This window comes from Glutamicibacter arilaitensis, from assembly GCF_044793945.1.
Classification (GTDB): Bacteria; Actinomycetota; Actinomycetes; order Actinomycetales; family Micrococcaceae; genus Glutamicibacter; species Glutamicibacter arilaitensis_B.
The window spans coordinates 2438021-2452455 of record NZ_CP084994.1; the positions used below are offsets into that span (position 1 = coordinate 2438021).

General features: G+C 55.1%; 8 protein-coding genes and 3 tRNA genes. 3 read left to right on the forward strand and 8 right to left on the reverse strand.

All coding sequences use genetic code 11. The features are described 5' to 3' along the window. Nucleotides 1–74: 74 nt before the first annotated feature. Nucleotides 75–2141: a TPM domain-containing protein gene (locus tag LG294_RS11450; RefSeq protein WP_404285812.1), complete on the forward strand. Its 2067-nt coding sequence runs from the start codon at nucleotides 75–77 to the stop codon at nucleotides 2139–2141. Nucleotides 2142–2209: 68 nt separating this feature from the next. Next, entirely contained in the window at nucleotides 2210–2941 is a 732-nt protein-coding gene (locus tag LG294_RS11455) for a PspA/IM30 family protein (protein ID WP_404285814.1), read from the forward strand. A gap of 125 nt (nucleotides 2942–3066) precedes the next feature. Here the strand turns inward: LG294_RS11455 and LG294_RS11460 are convergent. The 5 genes from LG294_RS11460 to LG294_RS11480 form a co-directional block, all read right to left on the reverse strand. Next, nucleotides 3067–3140, reverse strand: a tRNA-Met gene (locus LG294_RS11460). A 691-nt stretch (nucleotides 3141–3831) separates the two neighbouring features. Then, nucleotides 3832–3905: transfer RNA gene (locus LG294_RS11465), tRNA-Met, on the reverse strand. Between the two features lie 576 nt (nucleotides 3906–4481). Next, nucleotides 4482–4555 (reverse strand) — tRNA-Met (locus tag LG294_RS11470). A 65-nt stretch (nucleotides 4556–4620) separates the two neighbouring features. Next, the gene (locus LG294_RS11475) at nucleotides 4621–7662 is read right to left on the reverse strand and encodes a UPF0182 family protein (RefSeq protein ID WP_404285816.1); all 3042 of its coding nucleotides are present in this window, start codon (nucleotides 7660–7662) and stop codon (nucleotides 4621–4623) included. 116 nt (nucleotides 7663–7778) lie between these two features. Next, nucleotides 7779–8819: a PDZ domain-containing protein gene (locus tag LG294_RS11480; protein ID WP_404285818.1), complete on the reverse strand. Its 1041-nt coding sequence runs from the start codon at nucleotides 8817–8819 to the stop codon at nucleotides 7779–7781. 253 nt (nucleotides 8820–9072) lie between these two features. Here LG294_RS11480 and LG294_RS11485 point away from each other — a divergent pair, with 253 nt between their 5' ends. Further along, the gene (locus LG294_RS11485; protein WP_404285820.1) at nucleotides 9073–10494 is read left to right on the forward strand and encodes a zinc-dependent metalloprotease; all 1422 of its coding nucleotides are present in this window, start codon (nucleotides 9073–9075) and stop codon (nucleotides 10492–10494) included. A gap of 89 nt (nucleotides 10495–10583) precedes the next feature. Here the strand turns inward: LG294_RS11485 and LG294_RS11490 are convergent, their stop codons facing one another. From LG294_RS11490 to nudC, 3 genes are all read right to left on the reverse strand, one after another. After that, nucleotides 10584–11195, reverse strand: coding sequence for a SprT-like domain-containing protein (locus LG294_RS11490; protein WP_404285822.1), 612 nt, complete (start codon nucleotides 11193–11195; stop codon nucleotides 10584–10586). Nucleotides 11196–11306: 111 nt separating this feature from the next. Further along, nucleotides 11307–13430 (reverse strand): ATP-dependent DNA helicase UvrD2, encoded by a 2124-nt coding sequence (locus LG294_RS11495; protein ID WP_404285824.1) that lies wholly within the window; start codon nucleotides 13428–13430, stop codon nucleotides 11307–11309. After that, nucleotides 13427–14356, reverse strand: coding sequence for an NAD(+) diphosphatase (nudC, locus tag LG294_RS11500; RefSeq protein ID WP_404285826.1), 930 nt, complete (start codon nucleotides 14354–14356; stop codon nucleotides 13427–13429). Before nudC ends, LG294_RS11495 begins: the two co-directional genes overlap by 4 nt. Nucleotides 14357–14435: the final 79 nt, after the last annotated feature.

The following is a 14435-nucleotide window of genomic DNA, read 5'->3' on the forward strand; positions in this document are numbered from 1 at the left end:
GTAGTCGCAGGTAAACGTGGTCGGACAAGTGGTCAAATTATTAGTTCGATTCGGTAATTCAGGTGAGGACGACAATGATTTCCAAAGCACGGCGAGTCACTGCTGCAGCATTAATGGTGCTGGCAATATCGCTGGGGGCTTCAGCACCAGCATTAGCAGAGCCCCCTGTCACCATCCCACCTGGCGACTTCGTTGTCGACAACTCGCAGGTCCTTGGTGGCGACGAAAGCAATCTCGAAAACGATATTAAAGAACTTCGGGATGAAACCGGAATCAGCCTCTTTGTCGTCTACGTAGATGAATTCACCAATCCCTCTGATCCAAACCAGTGGATGCAAGAAGTCGCCAACACTAAAAACATGGGTAGCTCGGATGCCATTCTGGTCGTCGCTACCAGCCAAAGGCAAGCTAACTTTGCCGGTCATCAAAACGGACCGCTCAATGCCTACGCGCAAGAGATCTATTCAGAACAGATCGCTCCGGCACTCGGCCAAGATGATTGGGCGGGCGCTGCGGAAGGCGCCATCGAGGGGATCTCAAATGTTGCCGAGGGTGGGGGCGCTAGCAGTTCCTCCGGTTCCGGAGGTGGCTTCGTTTGGATTCTACTGATAGTTGGCGGCGTGGCAGTGGCCGCATACGTGGTGCTTTCCCGGCGCAGTAAGAAGAAGACCAACCAGTTCCCGCAGAACCACGGCGCCGTCAATGGAGAGCAGCCTCAGGAACTTGAGTCACTGGATAAATTACGTTTGCAGGCTGACCAGTTGTTGGTTGCGGCAGACGATTCGATACGATCTTCTGAACAGGAACTTGGGTTCGCTGAGGCGCAGTATGGGCCCGAAGCCGTCAAGGTCTTTACTACGGACCTTGCCGAGGCTAAGACCCACCTGGTTGAGTCCTTCCGACTGCAGCAACAGCTCGATGATCATATTCCCGATACCGAGGAAGACCAGCGTTCGTGGCTCGGGGAAATTATCAATCGTTGCGGGCAGGTCAATGAGACTCTTCAGAAGCACGCCGCAGAATTCAAGGATCTGCGCAAGCTTGAACAGAATGCCGAGTCACGAATCACTGAAGTTGCTGCGGAAAAGGAGCCTCTAGCTCAACGGCTTTCCCAGCGTGTGTCCGAGCTGGAGGGACTGACTTCGAAATACGACGAAAGCGCAGTCTCGCAGATTACCGACAATGCAGAGCAAGCTTCAGAACGACTGACTTTTGCGGCGTCTGCTTTGAAGCAAGCGCGAGAGAAACTCGATACCGATCGTTCCAGCGCGGCACTTCTTATTCAGAATGCTGAAGAAGCTCATGACCAAGCCGAAGTTCTGCTTGAAGCGATCACCAAATCGGCCGCCTCACTGCGGCAAGCAGATGCCGATTTGGAATCAGCGGTTGCCATGGCAGCGCGGGATCTGGCTCAAGCTAAAGCGTTAGTTGCCAACGGCTCTCAACCAAATCTTGCAGGCCCAATCGCCGGGGTGGAAAGTACTCTGGGTACCATCCAGCAGGCATTGCGCGGCGGCAAGCACAACCCATTGGCACTGATCTCGGCCCTTGACGATTCAACCAGGCCACTAGCTACCGCTTTAGGCTCACTACGTGACCGAGCCGAGCAGGACCGTGTGTCCCGTGATCAGCTTCAGTCGCTGTTGAACACGGCTGCATCGCGCATTCAGGGAACGGAAGATTACATTCGAGCCCGTCGCGGTGGCGTGCGCTCTTCGGCCCGTACACGCCTAGCCGAAGCGCAACGTTCATATGATCAGGCGCTAGCTCAGGCCGCACAGAACCCCACCGAAGCGGTGGCTGCAGCGCAACGCGCAGTGCAGCTGGCAGACCAAGCAGCACGCATGGCCGAACAAGATGTCAATGGGTTCGGCGGCGATGGTGGTTTGGGCGGCTTCGGCGGCGGAAACCGTGGTCGTGGCGGAATGTTTGACGGGATTGGCGGCGCCGTCCTCGGAGGTATCCTGATCGACTCGCTCCTCGGCGGCGGAAACCGCGGCGGGGGAAATCACGGTGGTGACGACGGGTTCTTCGGCGGCGGAGGCTTTGGTGGTTTCGGTGGCGGAGGCGGAGGCTTCGGCGGCGGTTTCGGCGGCGGAGGTGGTGGAGGCTTCGGCGGCGGAGCAGGCGGTAGCTTCTAGAGCTACGCGGTTTATCCCAAGTAGTACGCAAATTTCAGCAGCACTATTTCGTATAGAAAGGTCCAACCATGACCAAGCAATCACTTTTCGGACGCGTTGCCCAGCTGGCAAAAGCAAACATCAACGCCATGATAGATTCAGCCGAAGATCCTCAGAAGATGATGGACCAGATGGTCCGCGACTATACCGACAACATTGCCGAAGCTGAACAGGCGGTGGCTCAGACCATTGGTAACCTGCGCATGTTGGAAGATGACTACCGCGAGGATGAGCAGGCGGTCAACGAGTGGGGAACCAAGGCACTCGCTGCTTCGAATAAGGCTGATGAATTCCGTGCAGCCGCTGACACGACCAGTGCAGCCAAATTCGACAATTTGGCTAAGGTAGCCATCCAGCGGCAGATGCAGTCCGAAAGCGAGATGAAATCCGCCAATCCGACCATCAACTCGCAACGTGAAATTGTTGAGAAGCTCAAGACCGGCTTGAACCAGATGAAAGAAAAGCGCATCGAGCTTGTCAGCAAGCGCGACGAGTTGGTCGCGCGCTCCAAAGCTGCACACGCACAGAATCAGGTTAATGAAGCCGTCAAGTCCGTGAATCTTTTGGATCCGACCAGCGAGATCAGCCGCTTCGAGGAAAAGATTCGTCGTGAAGAAGCAAAGGTGATCGGTGCTTCCGAGCTGGCCTCGTCGAGCCTGGACGCTCAGTTTGAGTCCTTGGAGGACCTCGGTGAGCAGACCGAAGTTGAGGCTCGCCTGGCGGCTTTGAAGGCCAACCAGACCGGAGTGCTAGAGAGCTAAAGCTCGCAAGGATACAAGAGAGCGCCGGGGCAGAATAATATTTCTGTCCCGGCGCCCGTCTCTTAATTCAAATTTTAGAGTTAAACCAAAAGTGGAGATCCATTCGGATCTCCACTTTATCTCTGTGGCGGGGAGAGGATTTGAACCTCTGACCTCCGGGTTATGAGCCCGGCGAGCTACCGAACTGCTCCACCCCGCGTCGGTAAATACAACATTACCAACTCGTAAACGACATGGCGAATCGAGAGACCATGTCTTGTATCACAGCTGCGTAATTCTTGCCCATCTGCCAGAAATCAAAGACGCTCAGCTCATGGAAGGGTGGTCGCTAATCTCTTCTAGAAATCGCCCATGGCGCTGAAATTGGAGGCTGGAACAAGCCGCGCGCGGGCGATCAATCCAGACGTCGAACTGAAGTCGGCAGTTCCCGCATTCTTATCAACGTCAAATTCCCTATTGAAAAATGAGTCAAGATTCCAGCATCTCGGTGGCGATGCAAACCTCGCAATCTACTGCCGAGCCGACCAGATCCCCGCGAACGCCAGTTGGCTCGGCGAGCACCGTGCCAAATTGATTTCGTCAGCACAGGACACTATGCCAAAGTCTGGGACTACGGTCGACGTATGCGTGAATTTTTCGATTAGATCGACGGCAGCCGGATTTACCACGAGGCCAAGCGGAGCTGGCCGAAGGTTCACATCAACAGTCGCAGCATCAGCCGACAGTGGCTTTCAGCCAGCGACGGCGCAGGTCTATCTGAAACAAGCTGGTGACTGTCAAGGCCCGCCTAGAGCTGCTAATAACTTCTAAGCACTAGGGCGCACAGACGAGCGGACTCAGGGAATTAAAAACAAAAGTGGAGATCCGTTCGGATCTCCACTTTTTCTCTGTGGCGGGGAGAGGATTTGAACCTCTGACCTCCGGGTTATGAGCCCGGCGAGCTACCGAACTGCTCCACCCCGCGTCGGTAAATACAACATTACCAACTCGTAAACCACATGGCTAATTGAGCTGACATGTCCTTAGTCACAAGGGCAATTTATGCCTCAGACGTTGCGGCGAACGTTTATGTGGTTCGCCAGTAGTCAGCTTGTATCGGTCTCCATACGTTCGGCTTTGCTGGTATCTTCACTCGCAGTATTGATAAATTCGGATTGGTCATCCTGTAAAGGTCAAGCGTTTTTAGAGTGGTCCTACTTGCTTTTATTTCCTCGCGGTACTTCACGGTTCCAGCTCGAATAGCGATCCAGGATGGTGTGGCTTCGAGCAGTCGAGGCTGAGGTGGCGAAATGCCGACTTATTGGTCGGCTTCTTTATTCGTCCATACGCCGTCATTGAGTTCATTGGCGACGCCGTGAAGGCTGCCCACTGGGGCAATACCTGACTTTGGCGACTAGCTACTCGAATACATTATTTCGGAGCATACGAAGCGCTCGCAAAAGGATCCATGTCCAGTGAGCAGAATAGCAAAATCCCCCAGTCCGAAGACTGGGGGATTTTGCTTGGTCATCGCCGAATTATTCTCGACTTGTCCCATAAGTGGCGGGGAGAGGATTTGAACCTCTGACCTCCGGGTTATGAGCCCGGCGAGCTACCGAACTGCTCCACCCCGCGATGACTAGACTATTCTTCATCATCGCGGAGTAGATTGCAAATCGGGGCTTAGCTCACGCGCATAACTATCCGTTATTTGCGTCGGTTGGTGCAGCGGACTCGCTCGGTGCAGCCGGAGCTTCGGAGCCAGTTTGAACTTCACCTTCAGGGGCATCTTCACCGTTTATGGCAGCGTCTGCGTCCAAGGCACGGCTCAGGGCGTCCTGAAGTTCCTTCTGCGCTTCGCCGTAGGTGGCGAAGTCGCCAGCCTTCAGAGCTTCGTCGGACTTCTGGATCGCGGCATTTGCCGCATCCAGAGCATCCGTTAGCTTCTGAGTTTCAGTCTGCGTAGGCTGTTCGCTCTCCCCCGGCTGTTCTTCTGGTGTCGCACCATCGCCGTTTTCACCGGTTACGGCGCCCGAATCGCCACCAAAGACCTCGTCAAGAGCCTCTGAAAGCGTATCCGCGAAGCCAACCTGGTCGCCGAAAGCAACCAGTACCTTACGCAAGGTTGGGTAGCTGGTCTGGCCAGATGACTGAACATATACCGGCTGAACGTAGAGGATACCGCCACCGACCGGCAGTGAAAGCAAGTTACCGTTCTTCACCTCGGAAGCACCCTGGCGCAACAGGTTCAATTCTGTGGTCACACGCGGATTGGTATCGAAGTTCTGCTGTGCCTGACCTGGGCCAGGTACAGCCGTGTCTCGAGGGAGCTCCAACAAGCGAAGCTTGCCGTAGCTGTCAGCCTTCACTCCCTCTTCACTACCCGCGTCCGCGTCGGCAGATAAGAAGCCGAACAGTACGTTACGCTGCTGCCCGTTGGCTGCCGCCTGCGGGATGAAGGTGGAAGTCAGCGAGAAAGATGCCGCATCCTGAGTTGGCATCTTCAACGACAGGAAGTACGGAGGCTGCTTCACACCCTGAGTTGAAGATGTCGGATCATCTGGCACGGCCCACGCGTCGTTGGACTCGTAGAACGCATCGGGATCATCAACGTGGTAAGTCGTGAGGACTTCGCGCTGAACCTTGAACATATCCTCGGGGTAACGCACATGCTCCATCAGATCCGCAGAAATGTTTTCCAGTGGCTGCACGGCAGAAGGGAAGACTTTCTGCCAAGCCTGCAAGATTGGATCTTCGGTATCCCACGCGTACAGATCGACCTTGCCGTCATAGGCGTCAACGGTGGCCTTGACTGAGTTACGCATATAATTCACTCGACCCGACAACCGATCGAAATCTGAAGCGTTGGTCAGCGAGTCAGAAACAGCGGATTCGATCTGCTGTTGCTGTGCGTAAGGGAAATCATTTGAGGTGGTGTAACCGTCGACGATCCATTTGACTCGTCCATCGATAATTGCTGGGTAAGCACTCGAATCAAGCGTCAGGTACGGGGCTACCTTGCTCACGCGATCGCGTGGGTTACGGTCATACAGAACTTGGGATTCCTCGTTGACCGCATTGGACAGCAACAGGTCAGTCGAAGCGAACTTCAGCGCATATACAACACGGTTGAACAGGTTGCCGACGTTCGGACCGCCGTCTCCCTCGAAGGTGTATCGGGTGTCTTCACCCTCGCCACCAGCGCTCGGACGGTCAAGTTCCTGATCGGTCCAGCCTTCTGGGCCGCCAACCACAGAATACTCAGGTGAGTTCTCACCGAAGTAAATACGCGGCTCGTAATCTTCTTCGGTGATCAAATCACCGGTCGATGGAATGCCTCCGAGCATAAAGTCAGGGCGACCACCGGCAGCTACGCGGTTACCGTACGCGGCAACCAATCCGTAACCGTGGGTGTAGGTCACATGCTGGTTCACCCAAGTGTCATTGGGGTTAACGTTGACTTCACGAGCGGCGATTACCGTATCTTCGACTTTGCCGTCAATCTCGTAGCGATCCACGTTCAAAGTCTGAGGGAACGTGTAGTACCCACGGAACTGCTGCAGCTGCGCGAATGCGGCAGAAACCAGGTTAGGGTCCAACAGGCGAATATTCGCAGTTGTTTCCGTTTCCTTAGCCAGCGCGTTCTTCTCGGTGCTGACCTTGGCATCATATGGAGTGACTTCGACGTCATCCAAGCCAAAGGCTTCACGTGTCATCTGGATGTTTCGATCGATATACTCGCGTTCCAAAGTACGCTGCGACGGAACCACTTGATATTGCTGTACCAAGAATGGGTAAACGCCGCCGGCAACAATCATCGTCACCACGAGCATTGCGGTACCGATCAAAGGTAAACGCCAACGACCGTTAAACGCTGCAATCACGAACGTGACAGCAATCAGAATTGCCACAATAGCTAGAATCATCCGAGCAGGAATGACAGCGTGAACATCCTTGTACAGTGCACCAGCAACGCGCCCGGACTGATTATTGAGCGTTTCGTACTGAGAAATCCAGAAATTGACGGCCTGAAGAAGCAGGAATACGGCTACCACTACTGCTGTATGCACGCGAGCGGCTTTGCCCACCGTGATGCCGCCGCGTTCTTCAACACGAATGCCACCGTAGAGGTAATGCGTCAGCAAACCTGCAACGCCGCCGAGCAGAACCACCGAGATCAAGAACCCAGTAATCAGTCCAACGAACGGCAAAGTGAAAATGAAGAATCCGAGGTCCATGTTGAACTGCGGATCGGTGGATCCGAATGGAACCCGGTTGAGGAACAACAGGATGGTCTGCCACTGACCGGCTACTGCGATAGCGGAGAACAAACCCACGACTGCTGGGATGCCAATCATAAGGAAACGGCGAACCGGTTCCAGCTGTGCTTGGTAACGGGACATGGAGTCTGGACGACTAGTCTCCGGAGCGTAGACAGGACGATGCTTGTACGCGCTCCGCATGGAGAACCACATTGGCACAGACATCACAACAAATGCGATGAAGAAGATGATCAATTTGGCGACGCGCTCGGTCCAATAAACGTCCGAGAACCCAAGCTGATTGAACCAGAGAATATCTGCGTAGAAGTTCGAGAGGAAGACAAACACGGCCACCAAGATGACCACCGCAAATACCGTCAGGGTCAGCGGAGACGCCTTCTTATTTGCGGGTTTGGAAGGTTGCCGCGGCCCTTGGGGCCGCGGTGGGCCCCCGAACGGACTATCCGATCCGTATGACACTATTTCATTCCTTACCTAAATGTCCCGCACGCCTTTTCTAACGCCAGAACTCGTTTATCTATCACTGTACTTACTAAGCTTCAGACACCAAGTTGTATGACCGGTGTCGAGAGGATCTATGAGCAGGATTCCAACGTGGTCGGGTCTGTGCCTTGCTCAATTTTTATTAGCGCCTGCCGTGCCTCGTGGAGGGTCTCCACCTTGACGACATTTAGACCGTTCGGTACTCGTCCCCGAACATCTGAGCAGTTTTCTGATGGGGCTAGGAAGACCGTCGCACCATCTGCCTTTGCGGCGACCATCTTTTGGGCAATCCCTCCGATGGGCCCCACTTTGCCGTCGGCGGTAATTTCTCCGGTCCCGGCGATGTGATGTTCTCCCGCCAGCGACCCCTCGGTTAACCGATCAATGATGGCCAATGCGAACATCATGCCAGCGCTCGGACCGCCTATTTCTTCTACGCCAAATTTCACATCTATCGGGAAATCAAAGGCGGTGCTCAAGTAAACCCCGAGCTGTCGCGACCCCTCCTCGTTGGCGGCAGTCGTGACGGTGACGTCAGTTTCCTTCGGCGCACCCTCGGCGGAGGACCTGCGAACCGTCATCGCACTTGGCTGATCGCCACGCTCATTTAGTTCGGCTTTCAAGTCTTCCAGGTTAGAGACTGGTTTCCCTTCGAAGCTCAGCAACCTATCCCCCGGCTTTAACGAATCTCTATTGGTATCCGTGGAATAATCGGCGACTTCCAACCAAGTGGAATATTCGTGCCCCAGCTCATTCATGGCTGCTGCAATCGACAATTCTTGTGAAGAGACCATCATCGAATCGTTGGCCGCGCCGCGTTCCTCACTAGTGACGCCACGCGGAATCATGGTTTCTTCCGGAACAATATCTTTGTTCGGATTGAATAGTGCTTCGAGAATCACCGGGGTTGAGACCCGATTTTGCCCACCACCTTGAACGTAAATCGTGGTCATGTCCAGAACACTGCTGGACTGAAAGCTCTCGGCACCGTCGATTGTGATGAGTTCCTTGCCGTCGTACTCCCCCAGCGTATTCAGCACTGGCCCGGGTGTGCGCACCACAAAGTTGGTGGGCAAAAAGAGGATCAAACCGACCAAGAGCAGAGCTAGTGTTCCTGCAATCGTGGTTTTCACGGGCTTGGAACCAGAAACTTGCGTATCCGAAGTCGGGGTAACGCCCTTCGTGGATGATGGTTCCTGTTCGTGCACTGACCTTGCTCCCGCCGCTCAAAAAAATTTCAGAGGCGCTTTCACAAACGCCACCCCCTCTAGACTACTGAAGGCCTATGCAGAAGTTCATCAGCTATAAGGAGTATTCGATGTGCCGAAAGCGAACTCATGCTTGCATCGATATGAACTCTCAGCCGTAGAGGGTACTTTTAATGACATGGCACAGAACCCTCCGAATAACCGACCCGACGGTGACGACGACGAAAACAATCCGCAGGATCCAATGTCAGCGATGTTCTCGCAGCTCTTCGGTGCCGGTTTCGACCCCAAAGATCTCCCACCTCAGCTTCGCGACGCAATGGGTTCCCAAGACCCCGCTGCAATGCAGCAAATGATGCAGCAGGCACAGGCGATGATGTCGGCAATGATGCAGAACAATACTTCTGGGGGGCCGGTAAATTGGAAGCTCGCTTCGGATACCGCGCTTCAGGCGTATGCCGGTGATGACCCCGAAGTTTCTGAAAAGCGAAAAAGCGCAATTGTCGACGCTTCGTATCTGGCGGACCTATGGCTCAACAACGCCACGGCATTTGAGTCCAATGGTGAGGCTACCGAGGTATGGACGCGCAAACGCTGGTATGACAAAACCTTGGGTGTTTGGAAGAAAGTCACCGAACCGGTAGCCGAATCCGTAACCCGTGCAATCACCAGTGCGATGAAAGACCAAATCCCTGAAGAGATGAAGGGCATGCTCGGCAACTCCGATTCGATGTTCCAGAATCTCGGTTCCAGCATGTTCGGGATGCAGCTGGGGACAGCCCTAGGCGGACTAGCCAAGGATGTACTTGGTGGCACCGATATCGGGCTGCCGCTTGCTGGAACGACGCCCGGCCTGGTCGCTACCAACGTCGCCAACTTTGGCGAAGGTTTGGAAATCCCCGAGCAAGAAGTGCTGCTCTACGTGATTCTGCGCGAGCACGCCCACACACGCTTATTCAACCGGGTTCCATGGCTTTCTTCAAAGCTCATCGGAGCGGTCGAATCCTATTCGCGTGGTATTCACATCGATATGTCCCGCGTCGAAGAAGCAGTTCGCGGCATCGATCCGTCCAACCCAGAGAATCTGCAGGAACTTCTCGGCGAAGGACTGTTTACGCCCGAGCGAACAGGCCAGCAGGAAAAGGCACTTGAAAATCTCGAACTGACGCTAGCGCTGATCGAGGGCTGGGTTGACCATGTCGTGTCACTCGCGGCGGCTAACTTGCCATTCGCGGCCCACCTTCGCGAAACCATGCGTCGTCGTCGCGCCTCCGGTGGACCTGCGGAATCAGCGTTTGCTTCACTGGTCGGATTGGAATTGCGTCCACGCAAGTTGCGTGAGGCTGCCGCCCTATGGGAGCACCTCCATGAGGAACGCGGGACCGAGGGCCGAGACGCTATTTGGGACCATCCTGATTTGATGCCTACGGCCGAGGATCTAAGCGATCCGGCGGGCTTTACCAAGCGCAGAGAGTCGGCCGCGTCGGAATACGACGAGTTCGACGCTGCCCTCGGCAAATTGCTCGATGGCGGGTTCGATAATTCTGAACCTGATGATGAAAACTCTGAGGATTCTGATCCAGAAGGTCCGAAGAACTAACAAAAAGTTCTAATGAAAGTGGGGGTCCCAGCAGCTTGAGCTGCTGAGACCCCCACTTTTCATTTGAGCAGACGCGCAAACTTCACCGGTCACTCGTCATCTAGATCGTCGAATCCGCCAGTCTCAAAATCGGCTTGTCCATTGTCTTTGGCATGTGCGCGGTACCCCGCGCTGAATCCTGCCAGGAACTGATCTGCCTCGGCTCGTCTTTCGAACCGATCCAGCAGGTCCTGGAACCGTTTTCCGTGTCCTTGGCCCGGCGTTACCAGGTGCACTAGCTCGTGGACTAAAACATAGTCTTGCACCCAGCTCGGGGCATACTTCAGTTTGGCGGAAAGACGAATAGTTCGCTGATAGGGGGTGGCAGAACCCCAACGCTTATTCTGATTATTGACCCAACGCACTGACACAGGACTAGCAAGCCCGTCCAGATATTTTAGGTCCAAATAGGTGGCCCGATCCATCAACGATTCTTCGCTAGTCGCCGCTGATTGACGGCTCTTACGTTGACGGTATTTTTTGAGCATCTCGTCTACGAATGCGCGTTCTGTGCTTTCATTGAGTGCTGCGGGCACTTGGACAACTAACCGGTCCTCGCGCCATTGCGAGGAGATGGTCTTTTTTCGTTTGCTAGAACGTACGATACGGACCGGGATGTCATCCGCCGCGATAAAATCAACGGTCTGAGGGTATGCCGGCATCGGGTGCCTCCACTTCTATCCTTCACAAGTTTGCGCTGGTTTCTCGGTAATGAATTCACCATAGATCCACCTACGTGAACCGAATTTTCATTCCACGCAAACTGTCGATAACTAGCCTTGGTACTCCGCCAAAACCGCCAGCACAGCCTCGCCGTAGCGTTCAAGCTTGCTACGCCCCACTCCAGAGATTTTAGCCAGCCCTTGAACCGAATTCGGTCGGTGCTCCGAGATTGCCATGAGCGTCGCGTCGGTGAAAATCACGAACGCGGGAATCGAATTGCTCTGGGCCACCGAAGCTCGCCAAATACGCAGGTTCTCGAATAGAGCTTCGTCATATGCAGCGGGACAGGAGGAACATCGTTTGAGTTTCCGCTCTTTCGCAGTAGTCAAAAATGATCCACAACCGGCGCAAACCGATGGAGTGACTTTCTGCTGCTTACGGCGAACTGGTGCTTGTTGCCGGCTGCTGGCCTGACGCACAGATTTGATTCCATCCAAGAACCTTGAAGGGTAGCGATGCGCGCGACCACCCGGGGTCCGAGCTAACGACCACGAAAGGTAGAGGCGTGTCCGTGCACGTGTAATGCCCACGTAGAGCAGTCGACGTTCTTCATCGTAACCAGCCTGGTCCTTGGCATAGGTGATCGGCACGAGCCCTTCGCTGAGGCCCGCCAAGAATACGACGTCCCATTCAAGGCCCTTCGCTGCGTGGAAGGATGCGAGCGTGACACCATCTAAAGTCGGTGCATGCTGTGTCGACGCGCGTTCTTCAAGCTCGCGCACGACATCTCGCAATGTCACTTCGTGTCCTTGGTCGCCTTTGCTCGAAACCAGATCATCGGCCAGGCGCACGAGCGCTGATAGAGATTCCCACCGTTGGCGCACCGCACCGGTGCTGCCGGTGGGTGCCTCCGGCGCATACCCATGTGATGAGAGAACGTCACGCACCAATTGAGGTACCGATAAATCTGCTGCAACGTTTAGTGCAGCGCGTAGTGCAAGCATTCCCTCTTTGACTTCACGCCTTGAGAAAAAGCGTTCGGCACCGCGCATGACGTAAGAAATTCCGTGTGCCGTGAGCGATTGTTCGAAGGCCTGCGACTGCCCGTTGGTGCGATACAGCACTGCTATTTCAGAGACGTCTTGTCCGTCTTTGACCAGTGCCTTGATCCGTTGCGCAACTTCATCCGCTTCCTGTTCATCGTCGGCAGCTTCGAAAAATTCTGGACTTGGTCCGTGGTCGCGCTGGGCAATGAGCTCTAGGGGCTCTGGCCAAATGACAGTCGGATCAGGCATCGACATTTCGATTCGGCGCGTGGACAACACCTTATTGGCCAAATTCACCACTTCGGGTGTGGAACGGTAATCACGCACGAGTTTGACGACGGTTGCATTGGGGAATCGCGTTCCGAAGTTCAGCAGGTAATCAGGCCGGGCGCCGGTGAACGAATAGATGGTCTGGGAAGCATCGCCCACCACGCATAATTCGTCGCGGCCACCGAGCCACAGGTCGAGTAGACGTTGTTGCAACGGCGAAACGTCCTGGTACTCATCCACCACGAAATGTCGATACTGGGACCTGACGTTCGCGGCGACTTTCTCGTCTTCTTCAAGAATTGCGCTGGTGAGCAGCAAAACATCTTCGAAGTCGATCACGCTGCGGTCGTCTTTGAGTTCTTCATAGGTTTGGAAGATGCGCGCCATGCTCACCGGTTCCAAGCCGTTCGGTAGATCTCTGGTGGAAGCGACTTTGGCGTAGCTTTCGGGTGAATGCATCGACACCTTGGCCCATTCGATTTCGGACGCTAAATCGCGCACCATGGCGCGGTCGCTCGAAATACGGAGGCGGCGCGCGGATTCTGCAATGAGCGGCGCCTTATGCTCCACCAAGTTTGGCAACGTCCCGCCGACTGACTGCGGCCAGAAGTACTGCAGCTGTCGCAGGGCTGCGGCGTGGAAGGTCCGCGTTTGGACCCCGGGTGCCCCAAGCAGGCGAAGCCGTGTGCGCATCTCTGAGGCAGCACGGGTCGTGAAGGTCAAGGCAAGCACGCTGGTCGGGTTGTAGACCCCGGTATGCACGCCGTGGGCTATGCGGTGCGTGATCGCTCGGGTTTTGCCGGTCCCGGCACCTGCAAGGATGGATATTGGGCCGCTCAGGGTTTCCGCAGCGAGCCGCTGTTCGGCATCAAGCCCTGCCAAAAGATCCAGGGCCGGAATATTTTCTTGCTCGGTCACTTGCTTGGGGCCTCCGGGAGGGCTTCTCCGTACCAGCTACGGATCAGTGCGTGTGCGATGGAAATACTTCGCGGAACCTCTAGGGTGCCGGCGCTCAATTCGGAGCGCAGCTGTTCGCGCGTAAACCAACGGAGGTCAAGTATCTCCGCGCCGTCCGGTACCAGCTGCGTGCTCAGCGCTTCACCGGTGAAACCAAGCATCAGCGATCGTGGCATCGGCCACGGCTGGGACCCACGGTAGGCAACGTCGCCTACAAGTACGCCCGATTCCTCAAAGATTTCTCGACGCACCGCAGATTCAAGAGATTCCCCGGCCTCAACGAAACCCGCTAGAACCGAGTACATCGTGGATTTAAAGGTGCTGTTGGCCCCGAGCAGTAAGCGATCTTCGGAATCGATGATGGCGGCGATAACCGCCGGATCGGTGCGTGGGAACAACTCGTGGCCATTACTCACACAGCGCTGCACCCAGCCGGAAGTTGAGGGTCGAAGTTCGGAACCGCATCGAGGGCAGAACACTTCGTTCCGCCTCCAATTGGCAATCGCCTGGGCTTCAACAAACAACTCCGCTTGCGCTGCATCGAGAATATTAAAAGCTTCGCGCAACGTGGCCCAAGTGAATTTTTCTGCTTCGCCAAGCGCCACGGCGTCGACCATGGCCAGAACAAATAAGTGCTGCTTATCACGACCAAGGTAAACGAATTGTTCCTGTTCGGACGCCCGGTAGTCCGGACCCGGGATCAATAACAACGATTCACCGTTGATCGCTGCACCAAGCTCGGAAAGCATCATGACTCGGCTTTGAGGGTCCGCCAGAACCTTTGGTAACAGGTCAGGCTGATCATGCTCGGTGACCGGACGCTCGTACACGGACTGCGCAAAGCTCAATGAGGTAAGTGGTGCTCGATATTTTTCTGCCAACGCCATACTCCTAACCTAGTGCAATTCGCTGAGCACTGGCTTGGTTTGGCTTCACGGTGAAAACAATTGCGAATGATCTAAATCG

Excerpts from the sequence above, each read along its gene's own strand:
- LG294_RS11450 (WP_404285812.1), top strand. The coding sequence starts at position 75 with ATGATTTCCAAAGCACGGCGAGTCACTGCTGCAGCATTAATGGTGCTG.
- LG294_RS11455 (WP_404285814.1), top strand. The coding sequence starts at position 2,210 with ATGACCAAGCAATCACTTTTCGGACGCGTTGCCCAGCTGGCAAAAGCA.
- LG294_RS11485 (WP_404285820.1), top strand. The coding sequence starts at position 9,073 with ATGGCACAGAACCCTCCGAATAACCGACCCGACGGTGACGACGACGAA.
- LG294_RS11490 (WP_404285822.1), bottom strand. The coding sequence starts at position 11,195 with ATGCCGGCATACCCTCAGACCGTTGATTTTATCGCGGCGGATGACATC.
- nudC (WP_404285826.1), bottom strand. The coding sequence starts at position 14,356 with ATGGCGTTGGCAGAAAAATATCGAGCACCACTTACCTCATTGAGCTTT.